At 53.5% G+C, this 20,879-nt stretch carries 23 protein-coding genes; 19 read left to right on the forward strand and 4 right to left on the reverse strand.

Annotation, left to right across the window (positions count from 1 at the left end; all coding sequences use genetic code 11):
- Nucleotides 1-628: 628 nt before the first annotated feature.
- Nucleotides 629-1,585, forward strand: a complete 957-nt coding sequence (gene rluC, locus J2125_RS21060) for a 23S rRNA pseudouridine(955/2504/2580) synthase RluC (RefSeq protein WP_017801871.1) — start codon at nt 629-631, stop codon at nt 1,583-1,585.
- A gap of 99 nt (nt 1,586-1,684) precedes the next feature.
- On the opposite strand, the gene J2125_RS21065 is transcribed toward rluC, so the two are convergent.
- Nucleotides 1,685-2,287, reverse strand: coding sequence for a Maf family protein (locus J2125_RS21065; protein ID WP_017801872.1), 603 nt, complete (start codon nt 2,285-2,287; stop codon nt 1,685-1,687).
- Nucleotides 2,288-2,429: 142 nt separating this feature from the next.
- Here J2125_RS21065 and yceD point away from each other — a divergent pair, with 142 nt between their 5' ends.
- From yceD to fabF, 8 genes are all read left to right on the forward strand, one after another.
- Nucleotides 2,430-2,951 carry a 23S rRNA accumulation protein YceD gene (yceD, locus tag J2125_RS21070; protein WP_017801873.1) on the forward strand — a complete coding sequence of 174 codons (522 nt, stop codon included), beginning with the start codon at nt 2,430-2,432 and terminating at the stop codon, nt 2,949-2,951.
- Nucleotides 2,952-2,965: 14 nt separating this feature from the next.
- Entirely contained in the window at nt 2,966-3,136 is a 171-nt protein-coding gene (rpmF, locus tag J2125_RS21075) for a 50S ribosomal protein L32 (protein ID WP_067429617.1), read from the forward strand.
- A 27-nt stretch (nt 3,137-3,163) separates the two neighbouring features.
- Entirely contained in the window at nt 3,164-4,198 is a 1,035-nt protein-coding gene (gene plsX, locus J2125_RS21080; protein ID WP_026111804.1) for a phosphate acyltransferase PlsX, read from the forward strand.
- A gap of 6 nt (nt 4,199-4,204) precedes the next feature.
- Complete coding sequence (locus tag J2125_RS21085; protein ID WP_017801875.1) at nt 4,205-5,158, forward strand: beta-ketoacyl-ACP synthase III; 954 nt, start codon at nt 4,205-4,207, stop codon at nt 5,156-5,158.
- A 16-nt stretch (nt 5,159-5,174) separates the two neighbouring features.
- A complete protein-coding gene (fabD, locus tag J2125_RS21090) occupies nt 5,175-6,104 on the forward strand; it encodes an ACP S-malonyltransferase (RefSeq protein ID WP_017801876.1) in 930 nt (309 codons plus the stop codon).
- A 13-nt stretch (nt 6,105-6,117) separates the two neighbouring features.
- Nucleotides 6,118-6,852, forward strand: a complete 735-nt coding sequence (fabG, locus tag J2125_RS21095; RefSeq protein ID WP_017801877.1) for a 3-oxoacyl-ACP reductase FabG — start codon at nt 6,118-6,120, stop codon at nt 6,850-6,852.
- Between the two features lie 154 nt (nt 6,853-7,006).
- Nucleotides 7,007-7,243 carry an acyl carrier protein gene (gene acpP, locus J2125_RS21100; RefSeq protein WP_013201680.1) on the forward strand — a complete coding sequence of 79 codons (237 nt, stop codon included), beginning with the start codon at nt 7,007-7,009 and terminating at the stop codon, nt 7,241-7,243.
- An 88-nt stretch (nt 7,244-7,331) separates the two neighbouring features.
- Nucleotides 7,332-8,573, forward strand: a complete 1,242-nt coding sequence (gene fabF / locus J2125_RS21105; protein WP_026111805.1) for a beta-ketoacyl-ACP synthase II — start codon at nt 7,332-7,334, stop codon at nt 8,571-8,573.
- A 200-nt stretch (nt 8,574-8,773) separates the two neighbouring features.
- Here fabF and J2125_RS21110 read toward each other — a convergent pair whose 3' ends face one another.
- Both J2125_RS21110 and J2125_RS21115 read right to left on the reverse strand, forming a co-directional pair.
- Nucleotides 8,774-9,958 (reverse strand): esterase, encoded by a 1,185-nt coding sequence (locus J2125_RS21110; protein WP_017801879.1) that lies wholly within the window; start codon nt 9,956-9,958, stop codon nt 8,774-8,776.
- A 37-nt stretch (nt 9,959-9,995) separates the two neighbouring features.
- A complete protein-coding gene (locus tag J2125_RS21115; protein ID WP_017801880.1) occupies nt 9,996-11,561 on the reverse strand; it encodes a carbohydrate porin in 1,566 nt (521 codons plus the stop codon).
- A 553-nt stretch (nt 11,562-12,114) separates the two neighbouring features.
- Here J2125_RS21115 and pabC point away from each other — a divergent pair.
- From pabC to ptsG, 6 genes are all read left to right on the forward strand, one after another.
- Nucleotides 12,115-12,912: an aminodeoxychorismate lyase gene (gene pabC, locus J2125_RS21120; RefSeq protein WP_017801881.1), complete on the forward strand. Its 798-nt coding sequence runs from the start codon at nt 12,115-12,117 to the stop codon at nt 12,910-12,912.
- Nucleotides 12,913-12,927: 15 nt separating this feature from the next.
- Nucleotides 12,928-13,950, forward strand: coding sequence for a cell division protein YceG (gene yceG / locus J2125_RS21125; protein ID WP_017801882.1), 1,023 nt, complete (start codon nt 12,928-12,930; stop codon nt 13,948-13,950).
- Nucleotides 13,940-14,572 carry a dTMP kinase gene (tmk, locus tag J2125_RS21130; RefSeq protein ID WP_017801883.1) on the forward strand — a complete coding sequence of 211 codons (633 nt, stop codon included), beginning with the start codon at nt 13,940-13,942 and terminating at the stop codon, nt 14,570-14,572. The genes yceG and tmk overlap by 11 nt, the downstream gene beginning before the upstream one ends.
- Nucleotides 14,572-15,564 carry a DNA polymerase III subunit delta' gene (gene holB / locus J2125_RS21135; RefSeq protein WP_017801884.1) on the forward strand — a complete coding sequence of 331 codons (993 nt, stop codon included), beginning with the start codon at nt 14,572-14,574 and terminating at the stop codon, nt 15,562-15,564. The genes tmk and holB overlap by 1 nt, the downstream gene beginning before the upstream one ends.
- A 28-nt stretch (nt 15,565-15,592) precedes the next feature.
- Nucleotides 15,593-16,396 (forward strand): metal-dependent hydrolase, encoded by an 804-nt coding sequence (locus tag J2125_RS21140; protein WP_017801885.1) that lies wholly within the window; start codon nt 15,593-15,595, stop codon nt 16,394-16,396.
- Between the two features lie 287 nt (nt 16,397-16,683).
- Nucleotides 16,684-18,120 (forward strand): PTS glucose transporter subunit IIBC, encoded by a 1,437-nt coding sequence (gene ptsG, locus J2125_RS21145; RefSeq protein WP_017801886.1) that lies wholly within the window; start codon nt 16,684-16,686, stop codon nt 18,118-18,120.
- A gap of 60 nt (nt 18,121-18,180) precedes the next feature.
- On the opposite strand, the gene J2125_RS25050 is transcribed toward ptsG, so the two are convergent.
- On the reverse strand, nt 18,181-18,435 hold the full coding sequence (locus J2125_RS25050; protein WP_017801887.1) for a type II toxin-antitoxin system HicB family antitoxin: 255 nt from the start codon (nt 18,433-18,435) through the stop codon (nt 18,181-18,183).
- Between the two features lie 231 nt (nt 18,436-18,666).
- Here J2125_RS25050 and hinT point away from each other — a divergent pair, with 231 nt between their 5' ends.
- Genes hinT through thiK form a run of 4 tightly spaced genes read left to right on the forward strand, consistent with a single transcriptional unit; the run spans nt 18,667 to nt 20,819 of the window.
- On the forward strand, nt 18,667-19,017 hold the full coding sequence (gene hinT, locus J2125_RS21155; protein WP_017801888.1) for a purine nucleoside phosphoramidase: 351 nt from the start codon (nt 18,667-18,669) through the stop codon (nt 19,015-19,017).
- 20 nt (nt 19,018-19,037) lie between these two features.
- Nucleotides 19,038-19,406, forward strand: coding sequence for a YcfL family putative periplasmic lipoprotein (locus tag J2125_RS21160; RefSeq protein ID WP_017801889.1), 369 nt, complete (start codon nt 19,038-19,040; stop codon nt 19,404-19,406).
- 44 nt (nt 19,407-19,450) lie between these two features.
- Nucleotides 19,451-20,008 carry a penicillin-binding protein activator LpoB gene (gene lpoB / locus J2125_RS21165; protein WP_040462486.1) on the forward strand — a complete coding sequence of 186 codons (558 nt, stop codon included), beginning with the start codon at nt 19,451-19,453 and terminating at the stop codon, nt 20,006-20,008.
- Nucleotides 19,992-20,819: a thiamine kinase gene (gene thiK, locus J2125_RS21170; RefSeq protein WP_017801891.1), complete on the forward strand. Its 828-nt coding sequence runs from the start codon at nt 19,992-19,994 to the stop codon at nt 20,817-20,819. The genes lpoB and thiK overlap by 17 nt, the downstream gene beginning before the upstream one ends.
- The last annotated feature ends 60 nt before the right edge of the window (nt 20,820-20,879 follow it).

A 20,879-nucleotide genomic window follows, 5' to 3' on the forward strand; every position in this document is an offset into this window, starting at 1 on the left:
AACAACCGATGGCCCCGTGTCTGTTCGCAAAGTCGTCAACCTCACGGTTGTCGCCTGCTAAGGGGCGCAAAATCTCGGCAGCCTGTTTTTCATACGGAAAAAACAGCGCTTTTACGAGGGGAACCACTACTGAATTACCAGAAAGAGTCAATCCCGTCTTATCGTCCAGGCTGCAACCCGCAGCCCGCTAAATGCCTGATTTCACAATACGTCTTACGCCATTGCTGCGTGTGTGTGCTATCCGGCAAAATTCCTTTATACCCTTCGTTCTTGAAGCCGCAGCGGCGTTAGCTGCGCTCACTCACCCGAATCACTGACCTGAGTCAGCTCGCCGGGATTCGTTCCCTTGCTGCCTTGCTGCAACTTCAATTACTTTGGGTAGATATTTGCTTGTTTTAACAAGGTACAGCGTGAAAAAACGCTAACATTATTCCATTGCTAACCTTGTTATAGCAAGGTTACTTTTACCGCCTTGAGAAGTTTATTCCAGCTTTATTGCGTGTTTTTCCGGAGTTACAAGAAAACCGTATAAAAAGCGCTCATATAGCGTACTTAACCCGACAGACTTTCAGTTAAGCACAGAAAAAGAGGTGGCGCTATTATCCCTCACTAATTAGAATCGCCGACCATGAAAACCAATACGCCATCCGTCAAAATGATTACCATCTCCGCTGATGAAGCGGGGCAACGTATCGACAATTTTTTACGCACCCATTTAAAAGGTGTGCCTAAAAGCATGATTTACCGCATTGTGCGTAAAGGTGAGGTGCGGGTGAATAAAAAACGCATTAAACCTGAGTACAAGCTGGAAGAGAATGATGAGGTGCGCATTCCGCCGGTCCGCGTGGCGGAGCGTGATGAAGATGCGGTTTCGCCGAAGCTGGCGAAAGTCGCCTCTCTTGCTGATGCCATCCTGTATGAGGATGAGCATATTCTGGTGATGAATAAGCCTTCCGGCACTGCAGTGCATGGTGGCAGCGGCCTGAGCTTCGGCGTGATAGAGGGATTACGCGCACTGCGGCCGGAAGCTCGCTTCCTTGAGCTGGTGCACCGTCTTGATCGCGATACCTCCGGTATTTTACTGGTGGCTAAAAAACGCTCAGCGCTACGTTCGCTGCATGAACAACTGCGTGAAAAAGGGATGCAGAAGGATTATCTGGCGCTGGTGCGTGGCCAGTGGCCGTCGCATCTGAAAGTCGTGCAGGCGCCGTTGCTGAAAAATATTCTGCAAAGCGGCGAGCGTGTTGTGCGCGTCAGTAGTGAAGGTAAAGCTTCAGAAACGCGCTTTAAAGTGGAAGAACGTTATGACATGGCAACGCTGGTAAAAGCCAGCCCGGTGACCGGACGTACCCATCAGATTCGCGTACATACCCTGCATGGCGGCCATCCGATCGCTTTTGATGATCGCTACGGCGATCGTGATTTCGATCGCCAGCTGGCGGGAAGCGGACTGAATCGTCTGTTTCTGCATGCGGCGGCGCTGCGTTTTACTCATCCCAACACCGGTGAAGTGATGCGGGTGGAAGCGCCACTTGATGACGGTTTAAAACGCTGTCTGGCTTTTCTTCGTAATAAAAAAGCGTAATAAATAAGCTGCTGGGCGGCGAGAATGTATAAGCGCCTGGGCATCTGCAACACCGTAGGGGAGCCGTTAACGGCTCCCGTCTGAATGGCGGGCGCGGTGCTAATCGTTCTGCAGCCTCTGCGACAGCAACGGATCCATCCCCGCCTCACGCAGCATGGCGCACAAGGCAATCAGCGGCAATCCAACTAATGTATTGGGATCACGCCCCTCTAAGCGCTCAAATAAAGTAATCCCCAGACCTTCGCTTTTAAAGCTGCCCGCACAGTTCAGCGGCTGCTCTCTGGCGACATAAGCAGCAATTTCCGCGTCACTTAAGTGACGAAAATGGACAGTAAAGGTTTCACACAGGGTTTGTATCTGCGCCCGACCGCTGGCGTAAAGAGCCAGTCCGGTATAAAAAATAACAGACTGGCCGCTTGCCTGGCGTAATTGTGTACAGGCATTTTCAACGGTATGCGGTTTTCCGGTTATTTGTCCGTTTAATACGCAAACCTGATCGCTGCCTATTATCAGATGATCAGGATAGTGCCGCGCAAGCGCCTGCGCTTTGGCTGCCGCCAGGCGCGAGACCAGCTGTGGCGCGGTTTCCTGCGCGAGTGGCGTCTCATCCACCTGGGGCGCAGCGGTGATAAATGGCAGGCCAAGTTTATTTAACAGCGCCTGGCGAAAGGGTGAAGTTGAGGCTAAAACCAAATTAGTCATAATTTTTTGCGGAATATATAGCGAATCGGATAAAGGCATTTTAAACTATGCGCCGCACTGGATGCGAATAATGGGTGAAAGATGCTGTTTAACGGCCTTTTTCTTTGACTCTACGTCGTTACAAAGATAATATGCGCGCCCTATGCAAAAGGTAAAATTACCCCTGACTCTTGACCCGGTACGTACGGCTCAAAAACGCCTGGATTATCAGGGCGTCTATACACCTGAACAGGTGGAGCGCGTCGCCGAGTCGGTCGTCAGTGTGGACAGTGATATTGAATGTACTATGTCGTTCGCGATCGACAACCAACGTCTCGCGGTGCTGAATGGCACTGCTGAGCTGGCGGTCACTCTGTCGTGTCAGCGTTGTGGTAAATCATTCCCTCACGCCGTCCACGTAACGTATTGTTTTAGTCCGGTGGTCAATGACGATCAGGCTGAAGCACTGCCGGAAGCGTACGAGCCGATCAACGTCAACGAGTTTGGCGAAATTGATCTGCTGGCATTAGTCGAAGATGAAATCATCCTCGCTTTGCCTGTCGTTCCGGTTCATGATTCTGAACACTGTGAAGTGTCCGAGGCGGACATGGTGTTTGGCAAACTGCCTGAAGAGGCGGAGAAACCAAATCCATTTGCCGTATTAGCCAGTTTAAAGCGTAAGTAATAGGAGTAAGGTCCATGGCCGTACAACAGAATAAACCAACCCGTTCCAAGCGTGGCATGCGTCGTTCACATGACGCTCTGACCACCGCCGCTCTTTCCGTAGATAAAGTTTCTGGCGAAACTCATCTGCGTCACCACATCACTGCGGATGGTTACTACCGCGGTCGCAAGGTCATCGCTAAGTAATATCTTGCGGTCACGCAAGGCGATACTTTGACACGTTTGACCCTGGCGATAGATGCCATGGGCGGGGACTTCGGTCCCTGCGTGACAGTGCCTGCCGCAATGCAGGCACTGGCCTCTAATTCGCAACTGCATCTTCTTCTGGTCGGTGACCCCGACAAAATCTCGACATCACTTGCCAAAGCTGATTCCGCTTTACAGGGGCGTGTGCAGGTCATTCCTGCAGAATCGGTTATTGCCAGTGATGCCAGGCCTTCTCAGGCGATCCGCAACAGTCGCGGCAGTTCGATGCGCGTGGCGCTGGAGCTGGTGAAAGAGGGCAAGGCACAGGCCTGTATCAGTGCCGGTAATACCGGCGCATTGATGGGGCTGGCAAAATTATTGTTAAAGCCGCTGGACGGGATTGAACGTCCGGCGCTGATGACCGTGTTGCCGAATCAGCAGCAGGGCAGGACGGTGGTGCTGGATCTTGGCGCCAACGTTGAGTGTGACAGCGCTCTGCTGGTGCAGTTTGCCATAATGGGCGCGGTGATGGCGGAGCAGGTGCTCGATATCGCTAACCCGCGCGTGGCGCTGCTCAATATCGGTCAGGAAGAGACGAAAGGTCTCGACAGTATTCGCGATGCTGCAGCAATTCTGCGGGCATCGCCAGATATCAACTATATTGGTTACGTTGAAGGCAATGACCTTCTGACCGGTAAAACGGATGTCTTAGTCTGCGATGGTTTCGTGGGCAACGTCACGCTGAAAACGATGGAAGGCGTGGTGAGAATGTTCCTTTCGCTGTTGCAATCACCGGGCGAAGGTAACAAAAGGGCGTGGTGGATGACATTGCTCGGACGCTGGATTAAAAAACGTCTGGCGAAACGCTTTGGTCACCTCAACCCCGACCAGTACAATGGCGCTTGTCTGTTAGGATTACGGGGCACCGTAATTAAGAGCCACGGCGCAGCGAATCAACGCGCATTTGCTGTGGCGATCCAACAGGCAGAGCAGGCGGTGCGGCGGCAAGTTCCTGAGCGAATTGCCGCCCGCCTTGAGGCTGTATTACCTAAGAGTGACTGAGCGTACATGTATACGAAGATTATCGGTACGGGTAGCTATTTACCCGAACAGGTGCGGACTAACGCCGATCTGGAAAAAATGGTGGATACGTCGGATGAGTGGATTGTCACTCGCACCGGGATTCGTGAACGCCGCATTGCCGGTCCGGATGAGACCGTCGCCACGATGGGCTTCCACGCCGCTGAGCGCGCGCTGGAGATGGCTGGCATTGATAAAAATGAGATCGGACTGATTATCGTCGCGACCACATCGTCAAGCCATGCTTTCCCCAGTTCGGCCTGTATGATTCAGCAAATGCTGGGTATTAATGATGCGCCAGCATTCGACCTCGCCGCAGCCTGCGCAGGGTTTACCTATGCGCTGAGCGTGGCCGATCAATATATTAAAAATGGTGCGGTTAAGCATGCGCTGGTGATCGGCGCAGATACGCTGGCGCGTACGCTGGATCCTGACGATCGCGGCACCATTATCCTGTTTGGCGACGGCGCCGGTGCGGTTGTTCTCGGCGCCAGCGAAGAGCAGGGCATTATCTCTACGCATCTGCATGCTGATGGCCGTTATGGCGAACTGTTAAAGCTGCCGTATCAGGATCGCGCTAATCAGCAGGATGTGCCTTATCTGTCGATGGCGGGCAACGAAGTATTTAAAGTGGCGGTCACTGAACTGGCCCATATCGTTGATGAGACCCTGCAGTCGAATAATCTGGATCGTGAAGCCCTTGACTGGCTGGTGCCGCATCAGGCCAACTTGCGCATTATCAGTGCGACTGCCCGTAAACTGGGTATGGACATGGATAAAGTGGTGGTGACCCTTGATCGTCATGGCAACACCTCTGCGGCTTCCGTGCCAGCGGCGCTGGACGAAGCGGTGCGTGATGGTCGTATTCAACGCGGTCAGCTGATTCTGCTGGAAGCCTTCGGTGGCGGCTTCACCTGGGGTTCGGCGCTGGTTCGTTTTTGATTAACAGGAATTGATGATGACGCAATTTGCAATGGTATTCCCGGGACAGGGTTCTCAGACTGTCGGCATGCTGGCCGACCTCGCTGTGGAAAATCCAGCGGTTGAGAACACCTTCCGTGAAGCTTCCGCTGCGCTGGGTTATGACCTGTGGCAGCTGACCCAGCAGGGTCCTGCCGAAGAGCTGAATAAAACCTGGCAAACCCAGCCAGCGCTGCTGGCCGCTTCGGTCGCAATTTATCGCGTATGGCAGGAAAAAGGCGGTAAAGCGCCAGTAATGATGGCTGGTCACAGTCTGGGCGAATACTCTGCTTTAGTCTGTGCAGGCGTGCTGGATTTTGCGGAAGCAATCAAACTGGTCGAACTGCGTGGTAAGCTGATGCAGGAAGCGGTTCCGGAAGGGACTGGCGCGATGCAGGCGATTATCGGCCTCGACGATGCCGCTATTCAGCAGGCGTGTGAAGCCTCTGCGCAAGGTCAGGTGGTTTCGCCGGTGAACTTTAACTCGCCGGGACAAGTCGTGATTGCTGGCAATAAAGAAGCTGTTGAACGTGCAGGTGCTGCCTGTAAAGCCGCGGGCGCCAAGCGTGCGCTGCCATTACCGGTAAGCGTGCCTTCACACTGTGCGTTAATGAAGCCTGCTGCGGATAAACTGGCGCTGGCGCTGGAAAACATTACGTTTAATGCGCCCGCCTTCCCGGTGGTGAATAACGTTGACGTAAAATGCGAAACCTCGCCAGAAGCGATTCGCAGTGCTTTAGTGCGTCAGCTGTACAACCCGGTGCGCTGGACCGGTTGCGTCGAATTTATGGCAGCGCAGGGCGTGACTTCGCTGCTGGAAGTGGGTCCGGGCAAAGTATTGACCGGACTGACCAAACGTATTGTTGACACCCTGACAGCGGCGGCGGTTAATGACCAGGCCTCACTGTCAGCGGCTATTGAACAATAACACGAGGATAAACATGAGCTTCGAAGGCAAAGTCGCACTGGTAACTGGTGCAAGTCGCGGCATTGGCCGTGCTATCGCGGAAACGCTGGTAGCACGCGGTGCTAAAGTAGTAGGTACGGCGACCAGCCAGAATGGTGCTGACGCGATCAGCACTTACCTGGGTGATAACGGTAAGGGCATGCTCCTTAACGTCACCGATGCGGCCTCAATTGAGAGCGTGTTGGAAAATATTCGTGCTGAATTTGGCGAAGTGGACATTTTAGTCAATAATGCTGGCATTACGCGTGATAATCTTCTGATGCGTATGAAGGATGATGAGTGGCAGGATATTCTGGACACAAATCTGACTTCGGTATTCCGTCTTTCTAAGGCGGTAATGCGCGCGATGATGAAAAAACGCGTGGGCCGTATCATTACCATCGGGTCTGTAGTTGGAACCATGGGTAATGCGGGCCAGGCAAACTACGCTGCAGCAAAAGCGGGTTTGATCGGCTTCAGCAAGTCACTGGCGCGTGAAATCGCGTCACGTGGCATTACTGTTAACGTTGTGGCTCCGGGCTTTATAGAGACGGACATGACGCGTGCGCTGAGTGAAGATCAGCGTACGGGTATTTTGGCGGAAGTGCCTGCGGGTCGCCTCGGTGACGCTCAGGAAATCGCCAATGCCGTTGCATTTTTAGCCTCTGACGAGGCCGCGTACATCACTGGTGAGACGCTGCACGTCAATGGCGGAATGTACATGGTCTGATAATCACGAAAATTATTTGCGTTATTTGCGGTAAAAGCCGCAAAATAGCGTAAAATCGTGGTTTGACCAGCCGGGATTTAGTTGCATCTTTTTCAACATTTTATACACTACGAAAACCATCGCGAAAGCGAGTTTTGATAGGAAATTTAATAGTATGAGCACTATCGAAGAACGCGTTAAGAAAATCATTGGCGAGCAGCTTGGCGTTAAGCAGGAAGAAGTTGTTAACACTGCCTCTTTTGTAGAAGATCTGGGCGCTGATTCTCTTGATACCGTTGAGCTGGTAATGGCTCTGGAAGAAGAGTTCGACACTGAGATTCCGGATGAAGAAGCCGAGAAAATCACGACTGTTCAGGCCGCAATTGATTATATCAATAATCATCAGGCTTAATTGAACATCATCAGGCGGTCATTTGACCGCCTGAGTTTTATTGTACGTCCCACACAGTGTCAATATTTTCCCTCCCTGGAGGACGAACGTGTCTAAGCGTCGTGTAGTTGTGACCGGTCTTGGCATGTTGTCTCCTGTCGGCAATACCGTAGAGTCCACCTGGAGTGCTCTCCTTGCCGGTCAGAGTGGCATCAGCCTGATCGACCATTTTGATACTAGTGCCTACGCAACGCGTTTTGCTGGCTTAGTAAAGGATTTTAATTGTGAAGAATTTATCTCGCGCAAAGATCAGCGCAAGATGGATGCCTTCATTCAATATGGAATTGTCGCTGGCATTCAGGCCATGCAGGATTCCGGCCTGGAAGTAACAGAAGAGAACGCTGGCCGTATTGGCGCAGCAATCGGTTCTGGTATTGGCGGTTTAGGTTTGATCGAAGAGAATCACACCTCACTGGTTAACGGTGGCCCGCGCAAAATCAGTCCGTTTTTTGTTCCTTCTACCATTGTTAACATGATTGCCGGTCATCTGACAATTATGTTCGGCCTGAAAGGTCCAAGTATTTCGATTGCCACTGCCTGTACTTCCGGCGTGCATAACATTGGTCACGCTGCGCGTATTATTGCGTACAACGATGCTGATGTGATGGTCGCTGGTGGCGCAGAGAAAGCCAGTACCCCGCTGGGTATGGGTGGCTTTGGCGCAGCACGAGCGTTATCAACGCGTAACGATAATCCGCAGGCGGCGAGCCGTCCGTGGGATAAAGATCGCGATGGCTTTGTGCTGGGCGATGGCGCTGGCATGGTCGTGCTCGAAGAGTATGAACACGCGAAAAAGCGCGGCGCAAAAATCTATGCAGAAGTGGTGGGTTTCGGCATGAGCAGCGATGCTTATCATATGACCTCACCACCTGAAGATGGTGCGGGCGCAGCGCTGGCGATGGAAAACGCACTAAAAGATGCGCAACTGTCTCCGGAGCAGATCGGCTATGTTAACGCCCACGGCACTTCAACGCCGGCAGGTGATAAAGCGGAAGCCCAGGCCGTGAAAACGGTATTTGGCGCCGCGTCGCGTAGCGTGATGGTGAGCTCCACCAAATCTATGACCGGTCACCTGTTGGGTGCGGCGGGCGCCGTTGAGTCTATTTACTCAATTCTTGCCTTACGCGACCAGGTTGTACCGCCAACCATCAACCTGGATAACCCGGATGAAGGTTGCGATCTCGACTTTGTACCACATACAGCGCGTCAGGTGAGTAACCTGGAATACACCCTGTGTAACTCTTTCGGTTTCGGCGGCACCAACGGTTCCCTGATTTTCCGCAAAGTGTAACTCTGTGGCTATTGATCGTACTGAAACGGCTTCCTTTACAGGAGGCCGTTTTTCTTTAAGCGGTTTAAGCGCCAGCTGAACCGCACGACGTGAAACAGAGTCTGACCACCAGCAGTATCGACTATCTGCAGCGCTGCCGGCGTATCGTTTGTTACTGATACACTGTCCTGGCGATTACAACCGGGACAGTTCGTAAAGCATCAGCGGAACAGCTTCTGCACAAAACTGGCATACGCCGGACGCCAGACATCCATTTCATGACCAAGCTGCGGATAAGCCTGATAGTCGAATTTGATTCCTTTCTGCTCCAGCGTCTGTTTCAGTCCGGCGATATCCTTGCCGGTAATATTGTCAGTTTCACCCACCACCACGGTGAAATTCGTTAACTGACGATTAATTTCCTGTGGTTTCGCCAGCTGGGCGGCAACGTCGGCATTGGGCACGGTGGTGGTGCTGACGCCACTAAAGGTGGCCAGCGCCGTAAAATAGTCGAGATGGGACAAGCCCGACACCAGCGCCTGATAACCTCCCTGCGACAGACCGGCGAGAGCACGGCCACCTGCATCGCTACGCGTATTAAAACGTTGAGTGATTAGCGGAATAATATCGTGAATAAGCTCACGGTCGGCAGCACGCGCATTGGCCGGGTAAAACACGTTGCGTCGATCCTGCGGTACAAAGTGCTCCGGCGTGGTGCTGGCGGTATCGGTTTCGGTATCAGGAATGACCACCAGCATCGGCTTGATTTTCCCTGCTGCCAGCAGATTGTCCATTATCTGCGGAATCCTTCCCTGATCGACAGCCGAGCGCCCGCTGTCACCAAAGCCGTGATAGAAATAGAGCACCGGCAGTGGCTGCTTAATCGCCTCATAGCCCGGCGGTGTCCATACTATCAGCTGGCGTTCTCCGTCCAGTTCACGCGAATGATAGGTGAGGGTGCGCACCTCGCCATGCGGCACTGCGGTCACATCCAGCAGACTGCCTGGCACCAGCACCTGACTGGTATTCACTTGCCGCTGTGGTTTGGTGATCGCGCTGCCGGTATCGATGCTACGGAAGCCATCTACATTAAAAAAGTACTCATACAGGTTCGGGGGCAGCACCGCCGAGCGGTAAGTCCAGATGCCAGCAACATCCCTGCTCATCGGGTGCGAGATATAGCTTTCCGGCGTGGCGCCGGTAAACAGCGTGACCTTTGTTGCTGTTGGGGCAAACAGGCGGAAAGTGACGCTGTTATCGGCATTAACGCCGGTAACATAGTCTTTTACCGCGCGATCCTGTGGCGGCAGCGTCGGAAAATCTGCCGGTAGCGAAGCGGCATTCACCGCAGCCGCCGACGTCAGGAGTACACTGGTCACCAGCAGTGTTAAGGCGCTCTTATTCATCACTTTTTTCCTTCAGACATATTAGTAAGACAAAGCATTACCACCACACCTCTGCCTGTACGCCGACGGTAAACTGGTCGTTTTTCTCGTCCGCAAAGCTGTAGCGGGATAACTCGTTATCCAGTAAATGGATATAAGTGCCGTAGAACCGAATTTCCGGGCGTGAGTTGAGGATACTGGTATCCACCTTAAATGCATGATAAAGGGTGGATTTCCAGGCAGACTCTTTCAGGTTTGTGCCATTCTGCGTTTTATTGGTCTGGGTAAACCAGCCAAGTTCAACACCGGTCTGATTAAACTGGTCCCATATCCATGCCGGACGCACCACGGTACGCAGGCTTTCAAAGTCACTGTGGGCGCCGCTCTGATAGCTGTAAACGTCACTACCACGTGAGTAAACCAGCGCGTTGGCCATAATAATGCGGTCGCTCAGATACATTTCGCCTTGCGAATAAGCGCGGAATGCGGTGCCATTGGTGTGGTCGCCGTAGTAATAGCCGTTGACGCCCAGTGACGGATTGGCTTCTGAATAGTTGGAGAAGTTACTGGCAATGGAGTTATTCGCCCCTTGCAGGGTTAACTCATTAAATCCTTTACGGCTGAGAGCCTGACGTAGTGAAGCCGAGGCCAGCCAGGCATCTTTTAACGCGTAGTAACTGTTATTATCTTCATTCTCTTTCTGCGTGTCGGTTTTGTTCGCCATCGCGTATTTGCCCATCAGGGTTAACGAACCTCCTTCCCATAACGGAATATCGCGGTAACGAATATCAATCGAATTAGTATTCATTTGGGTGGTTGCCGTCAGGTCGCGATTATAAACGTCCAGATCTTCACGCGTCAGCGACATATCCAGCAGGCCCGGACCCAGCTGCATATTTTCAATGCCGACACCGGCGCCGGAGTCCTGGCGATAACCTTTCCAGTCGAGCATCTGAATTTCATAGTTTGGCAGATGATGTTTACCCACCCAGAAATCTGCTTCCGGCGCAAATGGCAGGAAGCCTTTGGTGGTCAGATAGATATCAGAGAATTGCAGAATATTTTCATTACCGCTATTTTCGCCAAACCAGCCGGAGGAGTACTGCTGGCCAACATTGCCATCCAGCTGAATCACAGCCTGCGCGCTTTTACCGTTTTCATTGTAAACCCGCTGCTTCAGCCAGAGATCAAACCAGCTGCTGTATTCATTGCCGAAACGACCCAGTGAACCAATGGCATAGGATTTGGGAGAGCCGTTACTACTGGTGCCCCAGCCACTGCGGAAATAACCGGAATAGGTAAAACCAATATCATCCTTAACATACTGACTGATCTCTTTCAGCGTTGGCTGGTTTCTGCTGTTGCTGATGTCCGGCGTCACTGGACTGCTCGCTGGCTGTGGAGAAACCGGCGCACTGCTGGCGGCGGCCTGCTGTTGTTCGGTTCGCTGTTTGTAAGCGACAAATTCCGCTCTGGTTTGTTGTAACGCCTGTTTATTGCTGGCCAGCTCTTTTTCCAGCAATTCCAGTCGCTGTTCAACCGTGAGTTTTGCTGCAGTGGCATATTGCGGCGCTAATATTGTCGCGAGCAGTACGGCAATTAATTTCAGAGGATATGAGGTCATAATGAGCATCCTGTCATTAACAGATAAACCTGTTCTGGTTAAGGGTTAAATTTTTATTAATTTCAGCTCAGGCTGTGGTGGCACTTTTTATTTGGTTATATTTTTTTCAGGCAACAGAAATTCGTCATCATCATCTGATAATGGCGTGTGCTGCTTCAGCCGCTGTACAGGGGTTCTCCGCTGGCATGCTCAGGTATAACGCATAAATCCTCCTTATTGGCATGGGGGGGTACCGGATTCAGACCAAAAAAAAACCTAAACCCGGCGGGCTGCATTAATAAAAATGCCAGCCCGCCGGGTTTAGGTTTTGCCTGAGAACAGTAACAATCCTAAATAATATTGGCGGATTCTGCCACAGAGCAGCGTTAAAACAAGCGGTGATGCAATACAGTGTTAGTTTTTGTGATAACAATCAAAAATAATTAACTGCAAATAGTCAGTGGGACATTTTTCCGCTGCACAAAAATAATAGCGCAGCAAAATTGCTGCTATTTGGCTTCAGACGGGCACTCAGGTAATCTGACAGCGCAGGCGAATTGAAAAAGGGCAAGGCATGGTTTGGATCAATGGTGAGGTGCAGGATCGGCTGGCGGTCAGTGATCGTGCGGTGCAGTTTGGCGACGGCTGTTTTACGACCGCCCGGGTGCGGGACGGCGAAGTTGACTGGCTGACTGCCCATTTGCAGCGCTTACAGCTGGGCGCGCGCCGGCTGCTGATTGAAGGCGTTGACTGGCTGGCGCTGGAAGCTGAAATAAAGGCAGCGGCACAGCAGCAGGGGGACGGGGTGCTGAAAGCGGTCATCAGCCGTGGCAGCGGCGGACGCGGTTACAGTGCAGCAGGCTGCTCGTCGCCAACGCGGATTGTCTCACTGGCGCCTTATCCGGCGCATTATCACCGCCTGCGTGACAGTGGCGCGCGTCTGGCGCTTAGTCCGATACGCCTGGGGCTGAATCCGCTGCTGGCAGGCATCAAACACCTGAATCGTCTTGAGCAGGTATTAATCCGTACGCAACTTGAGCAGACTGGCGCAGATGAGGCGCTGGTGCTTGACACTGCGGGTAAGCTGGTGGAATGCTGTGCGGCCAATTTGTTCTGGCGCGTCGACCAGCAGGTATTTACGCCGCTGCTGACGCACTCCGGGGTCGACGGCATTATGCGCCAGCGCATTATCAGTTTGCTGGAACAAAAGGGATATCACTGTCAGGAAGTCAGCGTGGAGATGAGTGTGCTCTCCCGTGCCGATGAAGTGCTGATTTGCAACGCACTGATGCCTGTTTTGCCGGTTTATCAGATTGAAGAGTGGCGTTATGCTTCCCGCCAGCTGTTTGATCTGATCAGCCCACATTGCTAATTAAATGGATATTGCATGACAAAAACGCGCAAAGTTATCGCCGCAGCGATAGTCATTCTGGCGCTGATTATCGCCACCTGTTACTGGCAGATTCGCCAGTTTGCCGCTTCACCTTTGACGATTGACCAGGAAACCATCTTTACACTGCCTGCCGGCACTGGCCGGGTGGCGCTGGAAGCGCAGCTGGTGCGCGATAAGATCGTACCGCAAACGGTCTGGTTTGGCGCGCTGCTGAAACTGGAGCCGGATCTGGCGAAATTTAAAGCGGGCACCTATCGTCTGACGCAGGGAATGACGGTGCGCGAGATGCTGGCGCTGCTGGCCAGTGGTAAAGAGGCGCAGTTTCCGATTCGCTTTGTCGAAGGCACCCGGCTGCAGGAGTGGCTGGCCGCGATGCGCGCCGCGCCTTATATCAGACATACTCTGGCTGATGACCAGTTCTCCACCCTGGCGCAGGCGCTGAAGCTGGACAGCGCTGACGGCGTTGAGGGCTGGTTCTATCCGGATACCTATCTCTATACCGCCAACACCACTGATATCTCGCTGCTGAAGCGGGCACATCAGCGTATGGCAACGCTGGTCGACAGTGTCTGGCAGGAAAAAATGGCCGATCTGCCGTATAAAACGCCGACCGATCTGCTGACTATGGCCTCGATTATTGAGAAAGAGACCGCAGTAAACGATGAGCGCAGTAAAGTGGCTTCGGTATTTATCAACCGGCTGCGACTGGGGATGCGTCTGCAGACCGACCCGACGGTCATTTACGGCATGGGCGAAAAATATAACGGCAGCCTGACGCGCAAAGATCTTGAGACGCCAACCGCGTATAATACCTATACCATCAGCGGATTGCCGCCAGGGCCGATTGCGATGCCGGGCAAGGCGTCGCTGGAGGCCGCAGCGCATCCGCTGAAAACCAGTTATCTCTATTTTGTTGCCGATGGCAAAGGTGGACATACCTTTACCACCAACCTTGCCAGTCATAACCGCGCGGTTGCTGTTTATCGTCAGGCGCTGAAGGAAAAGAATGAACAGTAAATTCATTGTTATTGAAGGCCTTGAAGGGGCGGGGAAAACCACCGCCCGGGATGCGATTGTTGAAGTGCTGCAACAGCATGGCATCGGTGAGCTGGTTTTTACCCGTGAACCTGGCGGCACGCCACTGGCGGAAAAACTGCGTGACCTGATTAAGCAGGGCATTGAAGGCGAAAAAGTTACGGATAAAGCAGAACTGCTGATGCTGTATGCCGCACGCGTGCAGCTGGTGGACACGGTGATCAAACCGGCGCTGGCGCGTGGCGCGTGGGTGGTGGGCGATCGTCACGATCTCTCGTCACAAGCTTATCAGGGTGGCGGACGCGGCCTCGATCGTCAGCTGATGGAGACGCTGCGTACTACGGCATTGGGTGACTTTACGCCGGATTTAACGCTTTACCTCGATGTGACGCCGGAAATTGGTTTGCAGCGTGCGCGTGCGCGCGGCGAGCTGGACCGTATCGAACAGGAGTCACTGAACTTCTTTATCCGCACCCGCCAGCGTTATCTGGAACTTGCCGCCGCCGATCCGCGGATTAAAACCATCGATGCGACACAAAAAATCGAAGATGTGACACTGTCACTTAAAGCGGTGTTGCAGCAGTGGCTGGCGGGGCAGGCGTAATGAACTGGTATCCGTGGCTGAATCAGCCTTACCGGCAAATTGTCGGGCAGCATCAGGCTGACCGCGGTCATCACGCGTTACTGATTCAGGCTTTGCCGGGGATGGGCGACGACGCGCTGGTCTGGGCGCTGAGTCGCTGGCTGATGTGTCAGCGCCGCGACGACATAAAAAGTTGCGGTGAATGCCATGGCTGTCAGCTGATGCAGGCGGGCAACCATCCGGACTGGTATAAGCTGGAAGCGGAAAAGGGTAAAAGCTCGCTGGGAATTGATGCGGTGCGTGGTGTAACAGAAAAGCTCTATCATCATGCCCAGCAGGGTGGCGCGAAAGTGGTCTGGCTACCGGACAGCGCCCAGCTTACTGAAGCTGCCGCCAATGCTTTGCTAAAAACGCTGGAAGAGCCGCCGAAAAATACCTGGTTTTTCCTCAGCAGCCGCGAACCGCAGCGCCTGTTAGCCACGCTGCGTAGCCGCTGTTTTAACTGGCATCTTGCACCGCCGGACGAGGCGCAGTGCCTGCGCTGGCTGCAAAAACAGAGCCAGGCGGTCCAGCATGACTGCACCAGTGCGCTGCGCCTGAGCAGTGGCGCACCGGCCGCTGCGCTGGCGTTGCTGGATGAGAAACTGTGGGCGCAGCGCCAGCAGCTGTGCAGCACACTGGCGACGGCATTGCAGCAGGATCTGTTGAGTCTGCTGCCGGTGCTTAACCATGATGACGCCGCTGCGCGTATCGGCTGGCTGTGTGCCTTACTGATTGATGCCATGAAGTGGCAGCAGGGCGGCGGACAGTTTATTGCCAATGTCGATCAGCAAACGCTGGTCGGGCAAATCGCGCAGCAGCTGCCGTCATCTGCGCTGGACAGCAGCCTGCGCAGCTGGATGACCTGCCGCGATCGGCTGCGCCATGTGGTGGCGGTTAACCGCGAGCTGCTTCTGACTGAACAGCTGTTAAGCTGGGAACAGATTTTTTTACCGATAAGCGGGAGCCGGTAACCTCGCCCGAACCGATGGATGTAACCTTATGTTTTTAGTTGATTCCCATTGCCATCTTGATGGCCTGGATTACGAAAATCTGCACAAAGATCTGGATGATGTGCTGGCGAAAGCCGCCGCGCGTGATGTGAAATTTATGCTGGCCGTCGCGACCACCTTGCCAGGTTATAAGGCGATGCAGCAGCTGATTGGCGATCGCCACAATGTGGCTTACTCCTGCGGCGTCCATCCGTTAAATCAGGCTGAAGAGTATGACTTCGCCGAACTGCGTCAGCTGGCGGCGGACCCACGTGTGGTGGCTCTGGGCGAAACCGGTCTGGATTATTACTACCAGCCGGAAACCAAAGCGCGTCAGCAGGCCTCTTTCCGCGAACATATCCGCGTTGGACGCGATCTGAATAAGCCGGTGATTGTACATACCCGCGATGCGCGTGAAGATACGCTGGCGATTCTGCGCGAAGAGCAGGTTGAAGGCTGTGGCGGCGTGTTGCACTGCTTTACTGAAGATCGCGACACCGCAGGCAAGCTGCTGGATATGGGCTTCTATATTTCGTTTTCCGGTATTGTCACTTTCCGCAATGCGGAAGCGCTGCGTGAGGCGGCGCGCTTTGTGCCGCTGGACCGCATGCTGGTTGAGACCGATTCACCTTATCTGGCGCCAGTGCCTTATCGTGGCAAAGAGAATCAGCCGGCTTATACCCGTGATGTTGCCGATTATATGGCGGTGCTGAAAGGCGTCGATACAGAAACGCTGGCGGCGGCGACCACGCAAAACTTCTCAGACCTGTTCCATATTCCCCTGTCGCGCCTTGGCGCTGCGCCGCTGGTCTGATTTTTTTAGAGCTCGTAATTAATAAACAAAAGTCGTAAAGTGCTGCGCCCTGAAAGGGGCGCGCACTTTTTTTGTTTAAAAAACTGGCAATAATTAAACATTTTTTAAGATTTTAAGCTATAGCTTCAAGGAAACGTGATAGCCATCAAATAAAATAAGCTGGAATTATTTTACTCTCCGTAATAAATACCGAGAGCGCTAAAACGCTCCACCCGTAAAGGGATCCTCCCCCCTTTACAACGCGCACTGCGCGGTAAAAAAGCAATCATACTCAGGAGCTTCACAATATGTTTAAGAATGCATTTGCAAACCTGCAAAAGGTCGGTAAATCGCTAATGTTGCCGGTATCGGTGCTGCCGATTGCCGGTATTCTGCTGGGCGTTGGTTCAGCAAACTTTAGCTGGTTGCCGGCTGTTGTCTCCCATGTTATGGCAGAGGCAGGTGGATCGGTGTTTGCCAATATGCCGCTGATTTTTGCTATCGGCGTGGCGTTAGGCTTTACCAATAACGACGGTGTTTCGGCACTGGCTGCCGTGGTGGCCTATGGCATTATGGTGAAAACCATGGCGGTGGTCGCGCCGCTGGTTCTGCATCTGCCAGCCGCAGAGATTGAAGCGAAGCATCTTGCCGATACTGGTGTGCTGGGCGGGATTATCGCCGGTTCCATCGCGGCCTATATGTTTAACCGCTTCTACCGTATTAAGCTGCCTGAATACCTTGGCTTCTTTGCCGGTAAACGTTTTGTGCCGATTATCTCCGGTATGACGGCGATTATTCTGGGTGTGGTGCTCTCCTTTATCTGGCCTCCGGTCGGTGCGGCAATTCAGGAATTCTCCCAGTGGGCGGCGTATCAGAACCCGGTGGTCGCTTTCGGCATTTACGGTGTGGTTGAGCGTTCGCTGGTGCCCTTTGGTCTGCACCATATCTGGAACGTTCCTTTCCAGATGCAGATTGGTGAGTTTACCAATGCGGCAGGTCAGGTATTCCACGGTGATATCCCACGCTATATGGCGGGTGACCCAACCGCAGGTAAACTGTCTGGCGGCTTCCTGTTTAAAATGTACGGTCTGCCAGCTGCGGCGATCGCTATCTGGCACTCGGCGAAGCCGGAAAACCGCGCCAAAGTGGGCGGTATTATGATCTCCGCTGCGCTGACCTCTTTCCTGACCGGTATCACCGAGCCTATCGAATTCTCCTTTATGTTCGTGGCGCCGATTCTGTACGGCATCCATGCGATTCTGGCCGGTCTGGCATTCCCAATCTGTATCCTGTTGGGTATGCGTGATGGCACCAGCTTCTCACATGGCCTGATCGACTTTATCGTTCTGAGCGGCAACAGCAGCAAAATCTGGCTGTTCCCTATCATCGGTATTATTTACGGCCTGATTTACTACACCGTATTCCGTGTGCTGATTGCCAAACTGGACCTGAAAACACCGGGCCGTGAAGAGACTATCTCTGAGCAGACTACCGGTACTTCAAATGAGATGGCCGCTAACCTGGTCAACGCTTTTGGTGGCAAAGAGAACATCACTAACCTTGATGCCTGTATTACCCGTCTGCGTGTCAGTGTGGCGGATGTGGCGAAAGTGGATCAGGCTGGCCTGAAGAAACTGGGCGCTGCGGGCGTAGTGGTTGCAGGCTCTGGCGTGCAGGCTATTTTCGGCACCAAGTCTGATAACCTGAAAACTGAAATGGACGACTATATTCGTAATCATTCTTAGTCTTTAGCCGGTGATAAAAAGGGAGCCTAAGCTCCCTTTTTGACGTTTAAAAACGACAACTTAACAGTATGAGGCTTTCATCAGTGCGTCGCTGATCCACTGATTAACGCTTTTTCCTGAGACTTCAGCGGCAGAATGAATCTCCGGCGGGATCCGCAGGCTAATTTTTCCACTGGCGGGACGCAGAGGTTGATGGCCGCGTTCTGCGCAATAGACCAGACAATCATCAACCGCTTCTTCAAATGCTTTACGCAGATGGACAACATTATTGGCATGAAAGCCAATAACATCCCAAATGCCAGCTACATGTCCCACAAGGCATTGATCTTCATTGCTGTATTCAATTTTTGCCGCATAGCTATGACATGGTATTTATTGTGGTGTCACTGCTGTTGCTGTAAGTCGAGGTGAGCGGGAGCGGGTGATCAGAGGCGGAATTGGCGTAAAGCTAGCCATCTGGCAAAAGAAAAGTCACCTGAAGGTTGAAACAAAACAAATTTCTCGCTCATACTGCCATAACTTCTCTCTCCGCTAAGGATCTGCACCATGGCTGAAGAAACTATTTTCAGTAAAATCATTCGCCGCGAAATTCCGGCTGACATTGTCTATCAGGATGAGCTGGTGACCGCGTTTCGTGATATCGCCCCGCAGGCGCCGACCCATGTGCTGATTATTCCCAACGTGCTGATTGCCACCACTAACGATACGACAGAAGCGCATGAGCAGGCGCTGGGGCGTATGATTACCGTGGCGGCGAAGATTGCCAAAGCCGAGGGCATTGCTGAAGACGGTTACCGTTTGATCATGAATTGTAATCAACATGCCGGTCAGGTGGTGTACCATATTCATATGCACCTGGTTGGCGGCCGTCCTCTCGGGCCTCTGCTTTCTCATTGATAACTCAGCGGACTCCCCCTATGCGCGCTCTGTTTACCGGTATTGCCGTGCTGCTGGCCCTCAGCGCTTGCAACAGCAAGCCGCCAAAGATCAATACCTCGCAGTCTCTGGTCATGGAGTCCTCAGTGTTATCCGCGGGCATCACCACGGATGAACCGACTATCGGCGAACGCGACGGGCAACAACGCGCCGCCAGCGTGCTGGATAATCAGCAGGAAAAACCGGTGGAGGTGAACTATCGCTTTTACTGGTATGACGATAAGGGCCTGGAGATTCAGCCTTTTGAACGTCCGCGTAAAGTGGTGGTGCCTGCACATGCTAAAGTCGAAATCGCTTCGCAGCTGGGCAATCTTACCGCCAGCAAAGTGCGACTTTATCTCTATCTCTAAGGGGAACATTTGTGACCAGCAGTATCTATAAACTTTCCGGCGTGATGTTACTGGCGCTAATCCTTAGCGGTTGTGTTCGCGAACAGCAGCAGCCACAGCAGCCAGCTCCGGTCGAACCGGCCCAGCCAGCGCAACCGGCGCCACCAACGCCGCAACCGGGTGTGCCGGTTCCGCAGCCGCCAAAACTGGTCTCCATTGACTGGGATGCCAGCGTTCAGCCGTTAGTGGCGAAAATGTTGCAGGCTGATGGCGTAACGCAGGGCAGTGTGCTGTTAGTCGATCGGATTAAGAACAGCACCAATGGCAATCTGCAGACTGCCAAGGCCACTGCCGCACTGCAAAATGCACTGGCGAATAACGGTAAATTCACCCTGGTGACCAGCCAGCAGCTGAATGTCGCCAGACAGACCCTCGGCCTGTCGCCGGAAGACAGCCTGACCTCGCGCAGCAAAGCGATCGGTCTGGCACGTTATGTTGGCGCGCAGTATGTGGTTTACACCAATGCGCAGGGCGATGTGAAAGCCCCTGAACTGCAAATGCAGCTGATGCTGGTGCAGACTGGCGAAATCATCTGGTCGGGTAACGGTGACGTACAGCATTGATCCGGCGCTGCAACAGCTAATTGTCAGACAGTTTCCGGCGGCTCAGGCCGCCGGTTGCTTTTCGCCGTTAGCCGGGCTGACTGGTCTTACCGCGAAAGTGACCGTCGGCCAGCAACCGATGCTGGCGCGCCGCGAAGCGCCGCAACCAATCCCGTTTGTCAGCCGTCGGCGTGAATATCGTCTGTTAAAGCGTCTCGCCAGCAGTGGTCTGACGCCGCAGGTGTATGGGCAACATCAGCAGTGGCTGCTGCTGGAATGGCTGCCGGGTGAGGTGCTGGACGCCAGTCAGATCCCGCGGCATCTGGATGAACTGGTGACGGTGGTCAGCCAGCTGCATCACCACCCCCTCAGTGGTTACCGCTTACAGATGTTGCCGCTGTTGCAGCGTTACTGGCAGCAGTGCCGCCAGCACAATATCCACTGGTTACGCGCCTTGCAGCAACTGGCGCGCCGCGGTGAACCGCAACCGTTGCGTCTGGCGCCGCTGCATATGGATATCCATGCCGGCAATATTTTGCAGTGTAGCGATCGGCTACGGCTGATTGACTGGGAATATGCCGGTGACGGCGATATTGCGTTAGAACTGGCGGCCATTATTAATGCCAGTGATCTCTCCGCTGCGCTCAGCGGCCAGCTGGTGGCGGATTATGCGCACCGGAACCAGCTTGATGGCCGCAAGCTGACGCAGCACATTGCCCACTGGCAGCCCTGGCTGCGCCTGCTGATGGCCAGCTGGTATCAGCTGCGTGCCGAGCAGAGTGGTGACCATCATCTGCAGCAGCTGGCCGCCGCCGCCTGGCGGGCGCTGTAAACCACGTTTTTTCCCGTTTCCCCTCCTGCAAATTACGTAACAATCGCCTATGATGAGCGC

Source organism: Winslowiella toletana (assembly GCF_017875465.1).
In the GTDB taxonomy this organism is placed as follows: domain Bacteria; phylum Pseudomonadota; class Gammaproteobacteria; order Enterobacterales; family Enterobacteriaceae; genus Erwinia; species Erwinia toletana.

Excerpts from the sequence above, each read along its gene's own strand:
- yceG (WP_017801882.1), top strand. The coding sequence starts at position 12,928 with ATGACAAAAACGCGCAAAGTTATCGCCGCAGCGATAGTCATTCTGGCG.
- lpoB (WP_040462486.1), top strand. The coding sequence starts at position 19,451 with ATGTTACTGGCGCTAATCCTTAGCGGTTGTGTTCGCGAACAGCAGCAG.
- rluC (WP_017801871.1), top strand. The coding sequence starts at position 629 with ATGAAAACCAATACGCCATCCGTCAAAATGATTACCATCTCCGCTGAT.
- J2125_RS21085 (WP_017801875.1), top strand. The coding sequence starts at position 4,205 with ATGTATACGAAGATTATCGGTACGGGTAGCTATTTACCCGAACAGGTG.
- rpmF (WP_067429617.1), top strand. The coding sequence starts at position 2,966 with ATGGCCGTACAACAGAATAAACCAACCCGTTCCAAGCGTGGCATGCGT.
- fabG (WP_017801877.1), top strand. The coding sequence starts at position 6,118 with ATGAGCTTCGAAGGCAAAGTCGCACTGGTAACTGGTGCAAGTCGCGGC.
- J2125_RS21115 (WP_017801880.1), bottom strand. The coding sequence starts at position 11,561 with ATGACCTCATATCCTCTGAAATTAATTGCCGTACTGCTCGCGACAATA.
- yceD (WP_017801873.1), top strand. The coding sequence starts at position 2,430 with ATGCAAAAGGTAAAATTACCCCTGACTCTTGACCCGGTACGTACGGCT.
- J2125_RS21110 (WP_017801879.1), bottom strand. The coding sequence starts at position 9,958 with ATGAATAAGAGCGCCTTAACACTGCTGGTGACCAGTGTACTCCTGACG.
- pabC (WP_017801881.1), top strand. The coding sequence starts at position 12,115 with ATGGTTTGGATCAATGGTGAGGTGCAGGATCGGCTGGCGGTCAGTGAT.
- tmk (WP_017801883.1), top strand. The coding sequence starts at position 13,940 with ATGAACAGTAAATTCATTGTTATTGAAGGCCTTGAAGGGGCGGGGAAA.
- J2125_RS21065 (WP_017801872.1), bottom strand. The coding sequence starts at position 2,287 with ATGACTAATTTGGTTTTAGCCTCAACTTCACCCTTTCGCCAGGCGCTG.
- fabD (WP_017801876.1), top strand. The coding sequence starts at position 5,175 with ATGACGCAATTTGCAATGGTATTCCCGGGACAGGGTTCTCAGACTGTC.
- hinT (WP_017801888.1), top strand. The coding sequence starts at position 18,667 with ATGGCTGAAGAAACTATTTTCAGTAAAATCATTCGCCGCGAAATTCCG.
- holB (WP_017801884.1), top strand. The coding sequence starts at position 14,572 with ATGAACTGGTATCCGTGGCTGAATCAGCCTTACCGGCAAATTGTCGGG.
- acpP (WP_013201680.1), top strand. The coding sequence starts at position 7,007 with ATGAGCACTATCGAAGAACGCGTTAAGAAAATCATTGGCGAGCAGCTT.
- J2125_RS21160 (WP_017801889.1), top strand. The coding sequence starts at position 19,038 with ATGCGCGCTCTGTTTACCGGTATTGCCGTGCTGCTGGCCCTCAGCGCT.
- ptsG (WP_017801886.1), top strand. The coding sequence starts at position 16,684 with ATGTTTAAGAATGCATTTGCAAACCTGCAAAAGGTCGGTAAATCGCTA.
- J2125_RS21140 (WP_017801885.1), top strand. The coding sequence starts at position 15,593 with ATGTTTTTAGTTGATTCCCATTGCCATCTTGATGGCCTGGATTACGAA.